Below are 15,837 nucleotides of genomic sequence, written 5' to 3' on the forward strand. Positions count from 1 at the left end.
GGGCGGCTGTTGCCGCCGCGCGGGCTCACAGCGCCTCCCGCAGGTCGCGCGGAACCAGGGTCATCTCCCATGGGAGAAGCCCGACGGGCAGGGTGCAGCTGAAGGCCGCCGCCTGCATCCGGTCGGCCGGACGCATCGAAAGCCGCGCCGCGCCCTGGAGGTTGCGGACGGCGGAGCTGACGTCGGCAAGCTGGTCGTCGGCATCGACGGTGGCCGTGAGCATCAGCGAGAACTCCACGAGGCCCGCACCGGTCGCCTCCTCCTGCGCGGTCTGCTCGGCCGCGCGCATCTCGGTGGCGGCCCGCGCCTGGACCATGCCGCGTCCGGAGGTGGCCATGAACTGGGCGGCGCGGCGGTCGTTCTCCACGATGCGGGCCGAAGTCGCCGGGTCGATGGGCCGGTAGAGCAGCGCCACCCGCTTGCGGCGGGTGTTGGGCGAGGCTTCCAGCAGGCCGCGCAGCACATTGGCCCGCACCGTGCCACGGGGGGCGAGGGTGAGCATCCAGGTCCGGGAGACGCCGGAGTCGTGCTGGTAGGAGCCCACATCCTCCACGGTGGCCGCGGGACCGGCGTCCTCCCACTCCAGCCCGGTGCCGCCGTTCTGGGCACGGGCGTTGAGGACCTCACCGGCGACGGCGGGGTCGTAGGCGACCCGTACGACCTCGGCGATGCGCTCGGCCGACAGCGGGTAGGCGACACCGCCGCCCGCCCCGACCAGCCCCGAGAGCAGGCCCGGGATGCGGGTGGCGAGTTCGGTGATCAGCTCTTCCTCTTTGAGCTTGTTGCCCACCGGCAGGCCGTAGGTGAGCGTGATGTAGGTGTGCATCTCGGAGGACGCCTGCGGATAGCTCTGGACGACCTCCTCCATCACGGCGCGGGCCGCCGGCGGGGCGTTGGGGTCCAGGCGCGGCAGCACCTCGTTCGCGAGCCGGGTGCCCGAGTCGGGCGCCGTCTCGACGATGACGGAGGCACCGCGCAGCTGCGGCTCGTGCGACAGCCGGGCCAGCCATCCGCCCCAGGCGGCCACCCAGGTGTCCACCTGGTCCGGATCGACCAGGGAACCGCCGTCCGGCTCACAGCCGAGCACGATGCTGTAGAAGTTGCGGGTGCGGTGGAACAGCACGCCGAAGTCACGGTCGTAGGCGTCCCTGCCCTCGGCCATCTGCATCCGGCCGAGCAGTCCGGGCGGCTGGAACCGCCCGGCGTGGCGCCGCGAGAGCGGCCCCGAGACGTAGGTCGTCGATCCCTTGGCCTTGCGTCGCATCCATCCGATCCTTACTGCGATCAACTGGTAGGCATTGCGCCCGTCCTGGGTCCGTATCACCAAAGGCACGATCGCCACGGCCGTCGGGACCAGCACCACCATCGCGGCGTACAGCGAGACCAACGAGGCCAGCAGCGTGATGATGAGCCCGCCGAAGAGGCCGGCGGTCCCGAGCATGCCGAAGGGCCCGAGCCCCGGACGCCTCGGCCGGCGCCAGTTCCCATAAGTGGGGCTGGACGCGGCTTGGGTTGACATGGGTATGGCTTCCTTCCCTGTCCCCCGGGGAGCGGGGGGTCCCTCAGTTCTTGACGGAGCGCGCACGGTACGCGAGCCGGGCCGGGCGGCTCTGGTGGGGGCCGCCCGGCCCGGAATGCCGACTAGTGGTGCTGATGGCCACCGGTCGGATGGTGGCCCTCGTTCCCGTCGTTGCCCTCAATCGTGCCGGTGACGACCTGGTTGACGGCCTGCACGGCGCCCGTGGCGGTGGCAACCGCCGCCTCGACCGCGAGACCGGCAGGTCCCGCCGCGGCGCCGGCGCCCTTGGCGGCGCCGGTGGGAGCGCCGCCCCCGCCACCGCCTCCGCGGCCTCCACCGGCTCCGCCTCCGCCACCTCCGGCTCCGCCCCCGGAGCCGCCGCCGGCTCCGCTCGGGCTGGAGTCGCTCGACTGGCCCGAATCGCTGCTGCTGCCCGGTGGTCCGGCACGTCCGCTGGGTCCGGAGTCCCCGCCGCTGGCGGAAGCTCCCGCGGGACCGGAGGTGCTCCGGGAGCCTCCGCTCCCGCCTCCACCGCCCCCGCCGCTTCCACTGCCGCTTCCACCGCCGCCGCCGGACATCGCCCCGCCTGCGAGTGCCTTCGCACCGCTGGCGAGTCCGCCGCCGATGGCCGCCGCGGGCGCCCCGTAGGCGCTGCCGCCGCCGAGCGCCGCCGTGGCGGGCACGACGAGCTTCAGCAGCGCGGGCAGGGCGATCGCGGACAGGAGCATGATGCAGATACCGGCGATCTTGGTGTGGACCTGGTCCATCTCACCGTCGCCGCCGTCGCCGTTGGTGAGCAGATCCGTTCCCGCGTAGATGACGAGCGCCGCCGCGGGTTTGTAGAGAAGCCAGGCGATCATCCAGCCGATGTGCTTGCGCCACCAGCCGCCGCCCCAGTCGCTCATGGACGCGGCAGCCGCCATCGGCAGGGTGCCGAACAGCACGATCATGACGGCGAGCCGGATGTACAGCATGATCCCGTGCACGATGGCCGCCAGGAGCAGCAGGAACGCGAGGATCAGGTACAGGAACGACTCGATGCTTCCGGAGGAACCGCAGCCGATCTTCTCCAACTGCTCATCGATGGCGTACTTGTACAGCTTGCTCGCGAAGTCGTCGCTGACCGTGGCAGCGGCGCCGAAGATGGCGGTGCTGCCGCCGGCGACGAGAATGAGCCGGATCATGCCCCGCAGCGCCGTCTGCCCCGCATCGCCCTTGCGCTCCGCCGCCATGCGGATGCAGGCGAAGATGAGCGAGCCGATCGCGAAGTAGATGACAAGCCAGTTCAACTGGCCCTGAACCGGCTTCGATGCGGCTGCCGAGAACGTGGGAATCGACGTCGTGAGTGACTCGAACGCACTGAGCGCTGCCGCCATGATGAGGTCGGCGATGCCCTTGATGATGCTGCCGACCGGGTCGCCCAGGAATTTGAAGAAACCTACCAGGGCATCGATGAGCGGGTTTCCGGTCCCGGAACACTTCATATCAGGCCGCCCCCCATCTGACGAACCCGTCACCGCCACCTGTGGAGGTGGAGAAGAGCTCCCCGTTCGCGCGCGGCTTCACTTTCCAGTCGCCGCCGCTCCACCGCATCGAAACGGTCGTCGTCCCCAGAGTGCCGCCGGAACTTTTGATGAGGATCCGTACGTTGGCGGCATTCTTCGAATACGACGCGACGTTGAACCCCGTGTAGACCCCGGGCTCCTGGTTCTCCGCGTCCGACTGGGGGAGGTTGGAGCGCCCCTCGATGAAGGTGTCACGACCCTCACCGGCGACGAGCTGCTGCTCCGCCACATCCCGCCAGTCGGTGGAGCTCATGTGCGTGAGGATGCTGTGGGCCGCCATGACGGCGCCCATGGGGGTGCGGGAGTAGCACCACCACACCGCGCCGTTGTACCGCGTGGGTCCGGCCGTGGGGGAGGTGGGCACGCTCGCGAGCCCCAGGGACTTCCAGGCGGTGTCCTTCGGCGCGGCCTTGGGCATCGCCACCTGCGGGTTCTGACTGATCCGCGCGTACTTCGCGTCCTCGTCCTCGGTGCTGCACCCCTTCGGCCGCTGGTCGTCCGAAGGGGCGTCACGCTTGGAATCGTCGGTGGAAAGGGGCCCCTTCACAGCCTTCCGAGGCGGAGCGGCGGCATCGGCCGAGCCGCCGTCCGAACCCGTGAGGTAGGCAAGTGATGACACGAACACCACGGTCGCCAGGAAGACGGCTGAGAAGACCCAGCTCCGCTGTTTATAGAAAGGCGAATCATTCGCCTCGTATACGTCCTTTTTGCGTCCGAACATTGCTACTCATTTCCGCCTCGGTGCGCTGGGGCCCGTCGTCAGAAGACCCAGGTGGCGAAGGGACCCGCGGTCGCGACGAGGCAGCAGCCGCCCAGCACCATGCCGAGCCGGCTCATGTGCTCGGAGCTTTCGCCGCGCTTCAGGGAAATGCCCATCATCGCGCCGGTGATCAGGATTCCGAGAACCCCGGCTGCGGTGCCGGCCCACATGGCGAGACCGAGCATCTGGTCGATCTTGCCGCCGAGGCCCTGCGGCTTCTGGGCCTTCGGCTGCGGAACGGCGGCCAGGTGGTAGTAGAGCATGGCCTTAGTCATGGGGACTCCTGTGGGGCGTTGTCAACTGGTTGGGTGATGTACGTATTGCGGTCGCCGGAATATCCGGCGGTTTTCAAGGGGTGAACGGGCCGAACCACTGCACGAGGGGAGCGGCCGTCGTGGCGAGGATCGAAGCGATCATCACGATGAAGAAACCCCGGAAGTGCGAGGCTCCTTCGCCCATTTCTCCGTGCCGCAGCTGGAGAGCCATGTTGGTGCCGACGATGATGATGCCGAGCACACCGGCCGCCGAGGCACCGTAGGCAAGCCAGCTGAGAAGGTTGTTGAGCGATTCCTTCGCTTCCCCTGTCGGCTGGTAGGGCGGCGGCCTGTCGGCCAGGAGCATCGGCAAATGGCTGACGACTGTCATTGATTCCTCTCCCGCTTTCCAGGCTTGCCGGGTTGGGTGCCGGCCAACTCGGCAAGTACGCGAACGGCCTTCGGTATGCCTTCCGACCGCTTTTCCCCGCGCCATCCGGGGATCCAGGGGACCTTGTGCACTTCCGCGACGGAACGCAGCACGCGAATCCGCTGCATGAGGTGGAAGGGCAGCCGCCCGGGGGCGTCGGCGACGAGGACCACGGCGATCAGCTCCACACCGGCGGGGTGCTGTCCCGAGTGCAGGGCTTCCAGCGCCCGGGACGCGGCCCGCAGGCCGGCACCGTGGGTCCGTGCCACCAACAGCATCCGGCCGGCGTCGCCTTGAGCCGGGTCGGGCCAATGCCGTCCCAGGTCACTGCCACCGACGACCTCGGCGAGCGTACTGGTTCCGGCGCCGCCGTGCGCACCCACCCAGCTGACCGGACCGTGGCCCCCGGCCGGGGGCAGCCCGAGTTCCGGGTACTGCGCGGCCCCGGCCGGAGCCGGCCCGGCAGCGGCGGCCGGACGCGGCACGGCTGTCGCCCCCGCGGCCGGCGCGGCCGGGTGCGGCGCCGCCGTGGCGGGACCGGCCGGTGCCGGAGTCGGAGACGGCTGGTACAGCGCGGCCGGTTCCGGCGACGGGTGAACTGGAGTTGCCTGTGCCTGAACTTGGGCCTGTGCCTGTGCCTGTGCCTGAGCTTGTGCTTGGGCCTGCGCCTGAGCTTGGGCCTGTGCCCGCTGGTACAGCGCGGCCAGTTCCGGCGGCATTTGGGCAGCCGGATCCGGGGCGGGAGCCGCAGGTGCGGCAGGCGCCGGGGCAGCCGCTGGTGCCTGTGCCGCGGGCGCGGCCGGCGCAACGGGCGCCTGCGCTCCGGTCGGTGCGGCTGGAGCAGCCGACGGGGCCGCGGCCTGAGCGGTAGGCGCGGCCTGAGCCGGGGCTTGCGGGGCGGGGGCAGCCGGAGCCGGGGCCTGCGGAGCGGGGGCGGCGGGCGCGGCCGTTGCCGGGGTGACCTGCCCAGGCGGTACCGCGGCCGGCGCCTGAACCCCCGGCTGTGCTGCCGGTGGCGGGGCGGGCGCGGCCGGAGCCGGAGGGGGTGCCGCCGCCGGGGTGACCGGTTCCGACGGGGTTGCCGTGGGCGGCGTCTCTGCCGGTTCGGCTGTTTCGGCCGTCGCAGCCGGCTCAGGCTCCGGCGGCGCCGGCGTGGGCGGGGCAGCGGTCGGCCCGCGTACCCACATCTGCGCCCCGGCGGGCTCCCTTGGAGGGACGCTCATGCGCGTCCTGCCTCCTCTCGTGCGACTCATGGGGTTGGTGTGCTTCCGCGTACTTCCGAGATTCGGATCGATCCGAGTTGAACTGATTCGGCCTCGGGCCCGTTCCGATCTGCAAGCGCGTTGCGTTCCGTCGGAGAGCCACAACGGGACTTCAGCGGAAGTGGTTCACCGCCCTGGCAACCCGTTGTCTTTCGGTGATCGGAGAAGGAGAGTGAGGGTGTGCGCCCATGAGCGAGAGCGAAGGCTCGTCGGGCTCGGGAGCCGTGGTCGGCGGCGCGGTGGCGACGGGCTGCGGATGCATGATGGCGCCGCTCGCCGTAGGGGGACTCGGCGTCGTGGTGGTCATCTTCGGGGGGCTCGGTGTCCTCTTCGCCCCGATCATCGCCCTCATCCTGTTCTTCGGTGGCGGAGGCAGCGGCTCTGATTCCGGTCACGAGATCGACACCGACAAGGTCTCCAATTCCGTCCAGGGCGACGGCAAGGGAGAGTTGAACGAGAAGACCGTTCCCACGGACCTGGCGGACACCATCAAGGACGCCGGTTCGGTCTGCGACGCCATCGGCCCGGTGGTCATCGCGGCACAGATCGAGCACGCGTCCTCCTTCAACAAGGACATGCTCGGCAGCGACGGCAAAAAGGGCATCTCGCAGCTGCCGCCCGACAAGTTCGACGAGTTCGGCGAGGACAAGGACGACAACGACAAGACCCGGGCGACCGATCCGGAGGACTCGATCATGGCGCAGGGCAAGTACCTGTGCTCACTGGTCGACAAGGTCACGCCGATCGTCGACGCCAGCGACACACCGAAGGACAAGAAGCCCGAAAAGGTGCTCGATCTGGCGCTCGCGGCCTACGACGTGGGGTTCGAAAAAGTGGAAAAGGCCAAGGATATTCCGGACGGCGAAGCGGCGAGCTACGTCTTCAGCGTCCGGTCGCTCTTCCCCCGGTTCGAGGGCATCGGCGGCGCCCTGCCGCCCGACGAGTACCCGACGCCGTCCGACTACCCGACGGAGGCGTCGTAGTCCGGCCCACCCGACAGACCCGACCCCGACAGACCCGACCCCGACAGAGTGGAGAGTGAGCACCATGCTCCACACCCCCAACAGACCGGTGCGCCAGGACGACCAGACGGCGCAGCATGACGACGGAGCGGCACAGGCGCCGCTGAAGCCTGCCCGCTTCGAGGTCCTCATCTCCAGCAACGGCAGCGCGGCGCTCAATGGCGATCTCCTTCCGGTTGCTGAGGGAGAGGAGGTCCATGTCGCGGTGCTCGACGCTCTGCAGAACGCCGCGCAGAGCCGAGGCGCGTCCCTGGACGCGACCATCCTCGACCTGCGGGAGAACGGCTACGCGACCCACATCCGGGTCGAGCCCGACGGTTCGAGCCGGATGCTCGTCAACGGGGCGCCTGCTGCCGAACCTGCCGCCGAACCTGTGGGCGGGGCCCAACCGGTGACGGCCGACGAGGGGCAGCCGTCGGCCGCGCCCGCCGAGGCGGCAACGGCCGCTCCGGCCGCACCGGAGCCCCACCAGGCCGCACCTGCCGCACCGGCCCAGCCCGGTGCGGGGCAGGCGGCACCCGTCGGAGGGGCGGGTCACGCGTCGGACATGGAGACCACCGCCGTACTGGACGTGGAGAGCACCGCGGTCCTGGACATGGAGAGCACCGCCGTGCTCCCGCAGCCCGTCGTGCCCGGCCCGAGCGCTCCGTTCCCGCCCGCCGCACCGGAGCCCGACCAGGCCGCGCCCGCACCCGCGCCCGCACCCGAAGCCCCCGCACCCGCCACCGAAGCGGCTCCGCCTCCGGCGCAGTTCCGGCCGACCGCGGTCCCCGCCGAACCGGCCACGGCCGGTGCCGGTGCCTCGGCGGCGGCAACGCCCGTCGCGAAGCCGACAGTTCCGGGCGAGATGGCCGAGGCCGTCGCGCACATCAACCGGGCGGCTGCGGAGGGGGAGACGCAGCGCGCCATGGTGCTGGCCTACCGGCTGAGGGAACACGCGATGCGCACCTACGGCGAGGAGCACCCCTACACCCTGGAGACCCGCGATCTGGAGGCGTACGTCGGGCGCCTGGGCGGCAATTACGCCAGTTCCACCACGATCTACCTGGAACTCGCCCTGATCTGCCACCGGCAGGGCAACCCTCGCGCCTACGGATATTTGAAGCGCGCGTCCGGAAACTGGCTGATGCTCACGGACGGGCCGTCACTCGTCAACCACGGCCGGGCGTTGCTCGACACGTGGGCCGTGCTCGCTGCCGGCGGCGGCCCGGCGGCGGCGGATACCGCGATCCCCACCCGGGTCCAACAGTGCCTGGAGGCTCTTTCGAATCCCATGTGACCCGCTGACCTGCGACATCAACAACGGATTGACGGCGGTCCGGTATGCCGTAAACCTGCCGCGCAGCCGCAGTTGATGTGAGCGGCGTCACAGTGTGAGCGGTGTATTGCCGTGAACTTCCCCTTCACAGGCCGCATCTAACCCCTCGTAAAGCACACAAGCATCTGGTTCGCAGGGGTCTGAGCGCGTTGGTTCCCGTTTGTGTGGCGCTGTGCTGTCTTGCGCTGGGCAATCGGTCGTCAATGCGGTGTGGACCTCCTCTCGCGAGACTCACCCGCGTGAGAGGGGTGCCATGGGAGCCCCGGGACCAGATCGCCCTCGCGAGGGGCGAAGACGTGGGGATTCCGCTGTGAGTTGGACTGTCTTGGGGTCGGTTGGCGCGGTCAGCGCCCAGGAACGTGAGACACGCTCGCTCTACGAGGAGCACGCGCGGCCTTTGCACGGGTATGTGCTCCAGCTGCTCGGAGGTGACCTGCAGCGGGCCGAGGACGTGGTCCAGGAGACGCTGCTGCGCTGCTGGCGCAATCAGCAGCTGACCGGCGACCGTGGCCAGAACCTGCGGCCGTGGCTCTTCAAGGTGGCACGCAACCTCGTCATAGACGACTACCGTCTGCGCAGCGCGCGCCCCAAGGAAGTTGACGGCACGGCCTGGCTGGATGACGTGCTGGCGGACACGGACGACGTCGATCAGGTGCTCTCCGCGCTGGTCCTCGCGAAGGCGTTCCAGTCCCTGTCGCCCGCGCACCGCGAGGTGCTGTACGAGACGTACTACACGGGACGCTCGACGCGGGAGGTGGCCGTCGTGCTCGGCATACCGCCGGGTACCGTGAAGTCCCGTCTGTACCACGCCGTGCGGAACCTTCGGCAGGCGCTCGGAGTGCCCGAGCCCGAGGTCAGCGGCAAGTAGCCCCCGCGGCGCGGGCTTCCGCGGCCACGGGGGCGGGGGCTTCACCGGTAGGGGGATCCGGTCCGCCGCGATGCCGGGGCCGGGCCGGGGGAAGGGCGGTCGGCGAAGGTGCGGTGTACCGCCGTGGTGGTCGCGGGCCGGTGCCGGTAGACGACGTAGGGCCGCACCACATAGCCCACCGGGGCCGTGAACGCGTGGACGAGGCGGCTGAAGGGCCACAGCGAGAACAGCGCCATCCCCAGCAGCGCGTGCAGTTGGTACACGAACGGCGCGTTCGACATCGCCGGAACATTCGGGTCCAGCTCGAACAGGGAGCGGAACCACACCGAGACGCCCGTCCGGTAGTCGTAGGGGTGGGCCTCCAAGGTGGTGGCGGTCGCGGCCAGCCCGCACACCAGCACGGCGAGCAGCAGCGGATAGACGGCCCGGTCGCTGCGGCTCGTCCCGGCCCGCACGGCCGGCACCCGCAGCCGCCGGTACAGCAGGATCGACAGCCCGGCCAGGGTGACCAGCCCGGCCAGGCCGCCGACCAGCAGCGCGTTGTAGTGGTACATCCACTCCCTGACGTGCAGCTGTTCGGTCAGCGGCTCGGGCACCGCCAGGCCGATCACATGCCCCGCGACCACGAACAGCAGCCCGTAGTGGAAGAGCGGGCCGCCGACCCGCAGCAGCCGGTGTTCGTGCAACTGACTGGAGCGGGTGGTGAAACCGAACCGGTCGTAGCGGTAGCGCCAGGCGGTGCCCGCCACGAGCAGGGCGACGACGAGATAGGGGAGTACGCCCCACAGCGCGATGTGCAGGTGTTTCACCGGGGTGTCCCTTCGATGGGTGAGGCGGATCCCGGGGGTCGGGAGAGGAAGGGCAGCAGACCGACGGTCTCGGTCGGCGGGCCGCTGCGGGCCATGCGCAGCGCGGCGGCGCGGTCGGCCGGTGAAGCACCCGGCAGCGTGCGGCACACGGCGCTGAGTACCTCGGCATAGGGGCTGTCGTAGTCGGTCAGCGCCATCCGCAGCAGCTCCAGCGCGGCCCGGTGTTCCTGGAGCGCCGCACGGCCGGCCTCGGGGCAGCGGGCCGCGAACTCCAGTGCTAGCGGCAGGAAGTCGGGCAGTTCGTCGTCCGGCGGCTGCCAGCCGTTGTCCACGTAGAGCGAGCGCCAGCGCAGCAGGGACTCGCCCCGCCGTCGGGTGTCCCCGTCCGTGAAGTACGTCAGGTGCAAGGTGCGGCGCCTGCTGCGGTCGAAGGTGGTGATGTACCGGGCCGCGAAGTCCATCGGCGATTCGGCGGCCACCTTGTCGCAGAAGCTCCGCAGCAGCGCGGCCTCCTCCCCGGGCAGCTCCGCCGTCGCCGCGGTGACCGCCGCCAGCCGTCCGGCCCACTCGGGCCCGGGGTAGCGCAGCAGCAGCGAGGCGGCCTGGTGCACGGCACTTACGCGCCTCATGCGCCCTCCTGGCGCGGGAAGAGGCCCTCGGGCCGCCCCTGGCCGTTCCAGCCGAGCAGGTTCACCCGGCCCTTGAGAGAGGCACCGGCCGGGTCGGTGGCGGGTTCCGGTTCGGGATCGGGCGCGCCGACCAGCGCGGTGGCGGCGTGGAAGCGCTCCACGTCGTACATGCCGGGGCCGCCGGCCTCATCGAGGCTGCACCCGAGGTCCACCGGGCTGCCCGGCTCGGCGGAGTAGCTGGTCGGAATGACGTAGCGCTCCTCGTACTTGGCCAGCGCCAGCAGCCGGTACATCGCCTGGATTCCGGGCTCGTCCATGCCGACGGAGCGGGCGATCTGCGGGTCGGGAGTCTCGCCGAGGTTGATGCCGCGCATGTAGGAGCGCATGGCGGCCAGCCGGCACAGCGCCGCCTCGACCGGTGCCGGGTCCCCGGCGGTGAAGAGTTCGGCCAGGTAGGACAGCGGGATGCGCAGGGTGTCGATGGCGCCGAACAGGCTCGCGGGGTCCTCCCCGTCGTGGCCGGTGCCGGTCAGCGCGTCCACGACGGGGGAGAGCGGCGGGACGTACCAGACCATGGGCATGGTGCGGTACTCGGGATGCAGGGGCAGCGCCACCTTGTACTTGCTGATCAGCGCGTGGACGGGCGAGTCGCGGGCGGCGGTGATCCAGTCGTGCGGGATACCGGATTCGGCCGCGGCCCGCTCCACCTCCGGGTCGTGCGGGTCGAGGAAGCAGCCCAGCTGCGCCTCGTACAGGTCCCTCTCGTCCTCGACGGAGGCGGCCTCGCCGACCATGTCCGCGTCGTAGAGGATCACCCCCAGATAGCGCAGCCGCCCCACGCAGGTCTCCGAGCAGACGGTGGGCTGGCCCGCCTCGATGCGCGGGTAGCACAGCGTGCACTTCTCCGCCTTGCCGGTGGAGTGGTTGAAGTAGACCTTCTTGTACGGGCATCCGGACACGCACATCCTCCAGCCCCGGCAGCGGTCCTGGTCCACCAGGACGATGCCGTCCTCGATGCGCTTGTAGAGCGCGCCGGAGGGGCAGACCGCGACGCACGAGGGGTTGAGGCAGTGCTCGCAGATGCGCGGCAGGTAGAACATGAACGCCTGCTCGTACTCCAGCCGCACCTGGTCGCTGATCTTCTCCAGCAGCGGGTCGCCGGCGGTGTGCTCGGGGCCGCCGCCCAGGTCGTCGTCCCAGTTGGGGCCCGCCGAGATGCCCATGGTGCGGCCGTCGATCTGGGAGCGGGGCGGTGCGGTGGGCAGGTCGTCGCCGAGCGGCGCCTGGGTGAGGTTGGCGTAGTCGTAGGTCCACGGCTCGTAGTAGTCGCTGAGCGAGGGCAGTTCGGGGTTGGCGAACAGCCGCGCCAGGCGCCGCGCCCGGCCGCCGGAGCGGGGAACGAGCTTGCCGCGCTTGAGCTGCCAGCCGCCGCGCCACTTGTCCTGGTCCTCGTAGCGGCGCGGAAATCCCTGCCCGGGGCGGGTCTCCACATTGTTGAACCACACGTATTCGGTGCCTGTCCTGTTGGTCCAGGTCTGCTTGCAGGTGACCGAACAGGTATGGCAGCCGATGCACTTGTCGAGGTTCATGACCATCGCGACCTGTGCCATGACACGCATCAGTACGTCACTTCCTGGGAACGGCGGCGGATGACGGTCACCGCGTCGCGCTGGTTGCCGGTGGGGCCGTAGTAGTTGGGCGCGAAGGAGAGCTGCGCGTGCCCGCCGATCAGATGGGTGGGTTTGATCAGGAGGCGGGTCAGCGCGTTGTGCACGCCGCCGCGCTTCCCGGTGGCCTCGGACTTGGGCACGTTCACGAGGCGTTCTTGGACGTGGTACATGAACACGGTGCCCTCGGGCATCCGGTGGGAGACGACGGCCCGCGCGACGACCACGCCGTTGACGTTGACCGCCTCGATCCAGTCGTTGTCCGACACCCCCACGGCCTCGGCGTCCTGGGGACTGATCCAGATGACCGGGCCGCCCCGCGCGAGGGTCTGCATCAGCAGGTTCTCCTGGTACTCGGAGTGGATCGACCACTTCGAGTGCGGGGTCACATAGCGCACGGCCACCGACCGCTCGCCCGCACCGCCGTCCCGCGTACGGCCTTCGAGCGGACGGCCGAGCGCCGCCATGTCCAAGGGCGGCCGGTAGACGGGCAGTTGCTCGCCGAACTCGGCGATCCACTCGTGGTCCAGGTAGAAGTGCTGTCGCCCGGTGAGGGTGTGCCAGGGCTTGCGGTGCTCGGTGTTGATGGTGAACGGCGCGTACCGGCGCTCGGCGCCCTCCTTGCCCGACCACTCGAAGCTCGCCCCCACCTGCACGGGACGGGCCTGGGTGTCGGAGAAGACGATGCGCCGCCCGGACGATTCGGTGGCCAGCTCGTCCAGGTCGGAGTCGGGTCCGCAGCGTTCGGCCATCGCCCGGAAGCCCTCGGCCGCGATCCGCCCGTTGGTCGTCCCGGACAGTGCCAGGATCGCCTCGCACAGCTTGACGTCGGTATCCAGCAGCGGGCGGCCCCGCGCGGCGCCCTCGTTCGCCGTCCCGCAGCGCGCGGAGAGCCAGCGGCTCTCGGCCCGGGTGTGCACGGTGATGCCGCGCACCTGCATGCCGACCTCGTCCGCGCGCGGGCCGAACGCCGCGAGCTTGTCGGCGATGGCGGTGTAATCCCGCTCCACCAGCGTGTACTTGGGGCCGGTCGGCCCCTCCGGCGGGCTCTCGTCGGGGGTGTCGTGCTGGAGCGCGGTGGCGACCAGGTCGTACCGGGTATCCAGCTGCCCCTCGGCCAGTTCGCTGAGCTTGGCCGCCAGCCCGTGGAAGATCTCGAAGTCGGTACGGGTCTGCCACGGCGGGCTGATCGCGGGGGAGAAGGCGTGCACGAACGGGTGCATGTCCGTGCTCGACAGGTCGTGCTTCTCATACCAGGTGGCGGCGGGCAGCACCAGGTCGGAGTACAAGGTGGTGGACGTCATCCGGAAGTCCAGCGAGAGCAGCAGGTCCAGCTTGCCGCGCGGCGCCTCCTCGTGCCAGGTCACCTCCTGGGGCCGGGCATCGGGCGGGGCGTCCGGCGCGTCGGCGTTGTCCTGGGCGCCGAGCAGATGCCGCAGGAAGAACTCGTTGCCCTTGGCGGAGGAGCCGATCAGGTTGGCCCGCCATACGGTCAGCACCCGGGGCCAGTTGGCGGGCGCGTCCGGGTCCTCGCAGGCGAAGCCGAGCCGCCCGGCCGCCTGTTCCGCCGCGATCCAGCGGCCCGGGTCGGTCCCGGACTCCCGCACCCGTTGGCCCAGGTCGAGCGGGTTGGCCGCGAAGGTGGGGTAGGAGGGCATCCATCCCTGGCGCGCCGAGCGGGCCACCAGGTCGGCGGTGTGGGCTCCGGCGAACAGGCCCCGGCCGGCGGGGGAGGCGAGCGTGTCGGCCGGTGCCTGTTCGTATCGCCACTGGTCGGTGTGCATGTACCAGTACGGGGTGCCGGCCATCTGCCGGGAGGGGCGCACCCAGTCGGCCGCGGTGGACAGTTGCTGCCATCCGGCGAACGGACGAACCTTCTCCTGGCCCACGTAGTGCGCCCAGCCGCCGCCGTTGACGCCCTGACACCCGGTGAGCATGAGCAGCGAGAGGAAGGAGCGGTAGATGGTGTCGGAGTGGAACCAGTGGTTGGTGCCGGCCCCCATCACGATCATGCACCTGCCGCGCGTCTTCTCGGCCGTCTGCGCGAACTCCCGGGCCGCGCGGACCACGGCGGCGGCCGGTACGGAGGTGATCGCCTCCTGCCAGGCGGGGGTGCACGGCAGCGCCGCGTCCTCGTAGGAGACCGGCCACTGCCCCGCCAGGCCCTCGCGCTGGACGCCGTAGCGCGCCAGCAGCAGGTCGAAGACCGTGGTCACCAGCCGCCCGCCGATCCGGCGTACCGGCACCGCGCGCCGCACGGTCGTCCCGGGCTCGTCGAAGCGCGGCAGCACCACCTCGGCGCTCTCCCCGCCTGCCTGATACAGGCTCAACAGCGGGTCGAGGTCGCCCAGATCCAGGTTCCAGCGGCCCTCGCCGCCCTTGGCCCAGCGGTCCCCGAGCGTGCCGTTGGGCACAGTGGCGGCGCCGCTGGCCGTATCGATCAGCACCGGCATCCAGCGCCGCGCCGCCTCCTCCGCCTCGGTCACCAGCTCCAGGTCGGCCGCGGTGACCATGCGGCCCGGCAGCCGGCCCGTGCCGCCGTCCTCGCCGCAGGGCTCCAGTTCCACCAGGAAGGGGAGGTCGGTGAAGCGCTTGACGTAGTCGGTGAAGTACGGCACCTCGCGCTCGACGAAGCACTCGTTGAGGATCACATGCCCCATGGCCATGGCCACCGCGCCGTCGGTGCCGGGGTGCGGGTGCAGCCACTCGTCGGCGAACTTGGTGGCGTCCGAGTAGTCCGGCGAGACGACGACGACCTTCTGGCCCCGGTAGCGGGCCTCGGTCATCCAGTGCGCGTCGGGGGTGCGCGTGACCGGGACGTTGGAGCCCCACAGCATCAGGTAGGCAGCGTCCCACCAGTCGCCGGACTCGGGCACGTCGGTCTGGTCGCCGAAGACCTGCGGCGAGGCGACCGGCAGATCCGCGTACCAGTCGTAGAAGGAGAGCATGGGCGCGCCGATCAGCGAGTGGAAGCGGGCGCCCACGGCGTGCGAGGCCATCGACATGGCGGGAATCGGGGAGAACCCCGCGATCCGGTCCGGCCCGTGCTCGGCGAGCGTGTGCACATGGGCAGCCGCCGCGATCTCCAGCGCCTCATCCCAGCCGATCCGCACCAGCCCGCCCCGGCCCCGCGCGGACTGGTAGCGCCGCCGCTTGTCGGGGTCCCGGGTGATCTCCGCCCAGGCCGCGACAGGGTCCCCCAGCCGCGCCTTTCCCTCCCGGAACATCTCGACGAGGACGCCGCGCGCATGCGGATAGCGCACCCGGGTGGGCGAGTAGGTGTACCAGGAAAAGGAAGCTCCGCGCGGACAGCCCCGTGGCTCGTATTCGGGGCGGTCGGGGCCGGTGGTCGGATAGTCGGTCGCCTGCGTCTCCCACGCGATGATGCCGTCTTTGACGTGGACATTCCAGGAGCAGGAGCCGGTGCAGTTCACGCCGTGAGTGGAACGCACGACTTTGTCGTGTGCCCATCGTTCGCGATACGGAGAGTCGTTGCTGGCCTGATCTGTTCGAAAAACCGCCCGCAGATCTGGCGTGGCCGGTGTCTTGCGCAGCAACTGCCCTACTTGCAGCAGTCGTTCGGCCGCCGCGTCCGCCGCCGCCTCGGCCCGCTTCCGTGATCCGCCCCGCCTCACCACATGGCCCCTTTCAGATGTCATCGCATCCGAGAGTCGAAAACACGTCGATGCGTGCCGCATCCACGCCCCTGTGAAGCCTCCTCCGGGGCAGAGGAT

Annotated in this window: 13 protein-coding genes; 3 read left to right on the forward strand and 10 right to left on the reverse strand. The window is 70.5% G+C overall.

Annotation, left to right across the window (positions count from 1 at the left end; translation table 11 throughout):
* Positions 1-25: 25 nt before the first annotated feature.
* From ABD339_RS10605 to ABD339_RS10630, 6 genes are all read right to left on the reverse strand, one after another.
* Positions 26-1,519 (reverse strand): SCO6880 family protein, encoded by a 1,494-nt coding sequence (locus ABD339_RS10605; protein ID WP_344564584.1) that lies wholly within the window; start codon positions 1,517-1,519, stop codon positions 26-28.
* Between the two features lie 122 nt (positions 1,520-1,641).
* Complete coding sequence (locus tag ABD339_RS10610; RefSeq protein WP_344564586.1) at positions 1,642-3,003, reverse strand: hypothetical protein; 1,362 nt, start codon at positions 3,001-3,003, stop codon at positions 1,642-1,644.
* 1 nt (position 3,004) lies between these two features.
* The gene (locus tag ABD339_RS10615; RefSeq protein ID WP_344564588.1) at positions 3,005-3,805 is read right to left on the reverse strand and encodes a DUF8175 domain-containg protein; all 801 of its coding nucleotides are present in this window, start codon (positions 3,803-3,805) and stop codon (positions 3,005-3,007) included.
* Positions 3,806-3,843: 38 nt separating this feature from the next.
* Positions 3,844-4,119 carry a hypothetical protein gene (locus tag ABD339_RS10620; protein ID WP_344564590.1) on the reverse strand — a complete coding sequence of 92 codons (276 nt, stop codon included), beginning with the start codon at positions 4,117-4,119 and terminating at the stop codon, positions 3,844-3,846.
* 73 nt (positions 4,120-4,192) lie between these two features.
* A complete protein-coding gene (locus tag ABD339_RS10625; protein ID WP_344564592.1) occupies positions 4,193-4,489 on the reverse strand; it encodes a hypothetical protein in 297 nt (98 codons plus the stop codon).
* Positions 4,486-5,013 (reverse strand): DUF6668 family protein, encoded by a 528-nt coding sequence (locus ABD339_RS10630; protein ID WP_344564594.1) that lies wholly within the window; start codon positions 5,011-5,013, stop codon positions 4,486-4,488. The genes ABD339_RS10625 and ABD339_RS10630 overlap by 4 nt, the downstream gene beginning before the upstream one ends.
* Before the next feature lie 965 nt (positions 5,014-5,978).
* Here ABD339_RS10630 and ABD339_RS10635 point away from each other — a divergent pair.
* The 3 genes from ABD339_RS10635 (at position 5,979) to ABD339_RS10645 (ending at position 8,998) form a co-directional block, all read left to right on the forward strand.
* Positions 5,979-6,773 (forward strand): transglycosylase SLT domain-containing protein, encoded by a 795-nt coding sequence (locus ABD339_RS10635; RefSeq protein ID WP_344564599.1) that lies wholly within the window; start codon positions 5,979-5,981, stop codon positions 6,771-6,773.
* A 64-nt stretch (positions 6,774-6,837) separates the two neighbouring features.
* A complete protein-coding gene (locus ABD339_RS10640) occupies positions 6,838-8,091 on the forward strand; it encodes a hypothetical protein (RefSeq protein ID WP_344564601.1) in 1,254 nt (417 codons plus the stop codon).
* A gap of 349 nt (positions 8,092-8,440) precedes the next feature.
* Complete coding sequence (locus ABD339_RS10645) at positions 8,441-8,998, forward strand: sigma-70 family RNA polymerase sigma factor (RefSeq protein WP_344564603.1); 558 nt, start codon at positions 8,441-8,443, stop codon at positions 8,996-8,998.
* 41 nt (positions 8,999-9,039) lie between these two features.
* On the opposite strand, the gene narI is transcribed toward ABD339_RS10645, so the two are convergent.
* Genes narI through ABD339_RS10665 form a run of 4 tightly spaced genes read right to left on the reverse strand, consistent with a single transcriptional unit; the run spans position 9,040 to position 15,762 of the window.
* Positions 9,040-9,807, reverse strand: coding sequence for a respiratory nitrate reductase subunit gamma (gene narI / locus ABD339_RS10650; protein WP_344564605.1), 768 nt, complete (start codon positions 9,805-9,807; stop codon positions 9,040-9,042).
* Positions 9,804-10,436 carry a nitrate reductase molybdenum cofactor assembly chaperone gene (gene narJ / locus ABD339_RS10655; protein WP_344564607.1) on the reverse strand — a complete coding sequence of 211 codons (633 nt, stop codon included), beginning with the start codon at positions 10,434-10,436 and terminating at the stop codon, positions 9,804-9,806. The genes narI and narJ overlap by 4 nt, the downstream gene beginning before the upstream one ends.
* Complete coding sequence (gene narH / locus ABD339_RS10660; protein ID WP_344564609.1) at positions 10,433-12,055, reverse strand: nitrate reductase subunit beta; 1,623 nt, start codon at positions 12,053-12,055, stop codon at positions 10,433-10,435. Before narH ends, narJ begins: the two co-directional genes overlap by 4 nt.
* Positions 12,055-15,762 (reverse strand): nitrate reductase subunit alpha, encoded by a 3,708-nt coding sequence (locus ABD339_RS10665; protein WP_344564611.1) that lies wholly within the window; start codon positions 15,760-15,762, stop codon positions 12,055-12,057. The genes narH and ABD339_RS10665 overlap by 1 nt, the downstream gene beginning before the upstream one ends.
* Positions 15,763-15,837: the final 75 nt, after the last annotated feature.

The sequence above is a fragment of the Streptomyces axinellae genome (assembly GCF_039532135.1).
Classification (GTDB): Bacteria; Actinomycetota; Actinomycetes; order Streptomycetales; family Streptomycetaceae; genus Streptomyces; species Streptomyces axinellae.

Excerpts from the sequence above, each read along its gene's own strand:
- ABD339_RS10615 (WP_344564588.1), bottom strand. The coding sequence starts at position 3,805 with ATGTTCGGACGCAAAAAGGACGTATACGAGGCGAATGATTCGCCTTTC.
- narH (WP_344564609.1), bottom strand. The coding sequence starts at position 12,055 with ATGCGTGTCATGGCACAGGTCGCGATGGTCATGAACCTCGACAAGTGC.
- narJ (WP_344564607.1), bottom strand. The coding sequence starts at position 10,436 with ATGAGGCGCGTAAGTGCCGTGCACCAGGCCGCCTCGCTGCTGCTGCGC.
- ABD339_RS10640 (WP_344564601.1), top strand. The coding sequence starts at position 6,838 with ATGCTCCACACCCCCAACAGACCGGTGCGCCAGGACGACCAGACGGCG.
- ABD339_RS10625 (WP_344564592.1), bottom strand. The coding sequence starts at position 4,489 with ATGACAGTCGTCAGCCATTTGCCGATGCTCCTGGCCGACAGGCCGCCG.
- ABD339_RS10605 (WP_344564584.1), bottom strand. The coding sequence starts at position 1,519 with ATGTCAACCCAAGCCGCGTCCAGCCCCACTTATGGGAACTGGCGCCGG.
- ABD339_RS10620 (WP_344564590.1), bottom strand. The coding sequence starts at position 4,119 with ATGACTAAGGCCATGCTCTACTACCACCTGGCCGCCGTTCCGCAGCCG.
- ABD339_RS10665 (WP_344564611.1), bottom strand. The coding sequence starts at position 15,762 with ATGACATCTGAAAGGGGCCATGTGGTGAGGCGGGGCGGATCACGGAAG.
- ABD339_RS10635 (WP_344564599.1), top strand. The coding sequence starts at position 5,979 with ATGAGCGAGAGCGAAGGCTCGTCGGGCTCGGGAGCCGTGGTCGGCGGC.
- ABD339_RS10610 (WP_344564586.1), bottom strand. The coding sequence starts at position 3,003 with ATGAAGTGTTCCGGGACCGGAAACCCGCTCATCGATGCCCTGGTAGGT.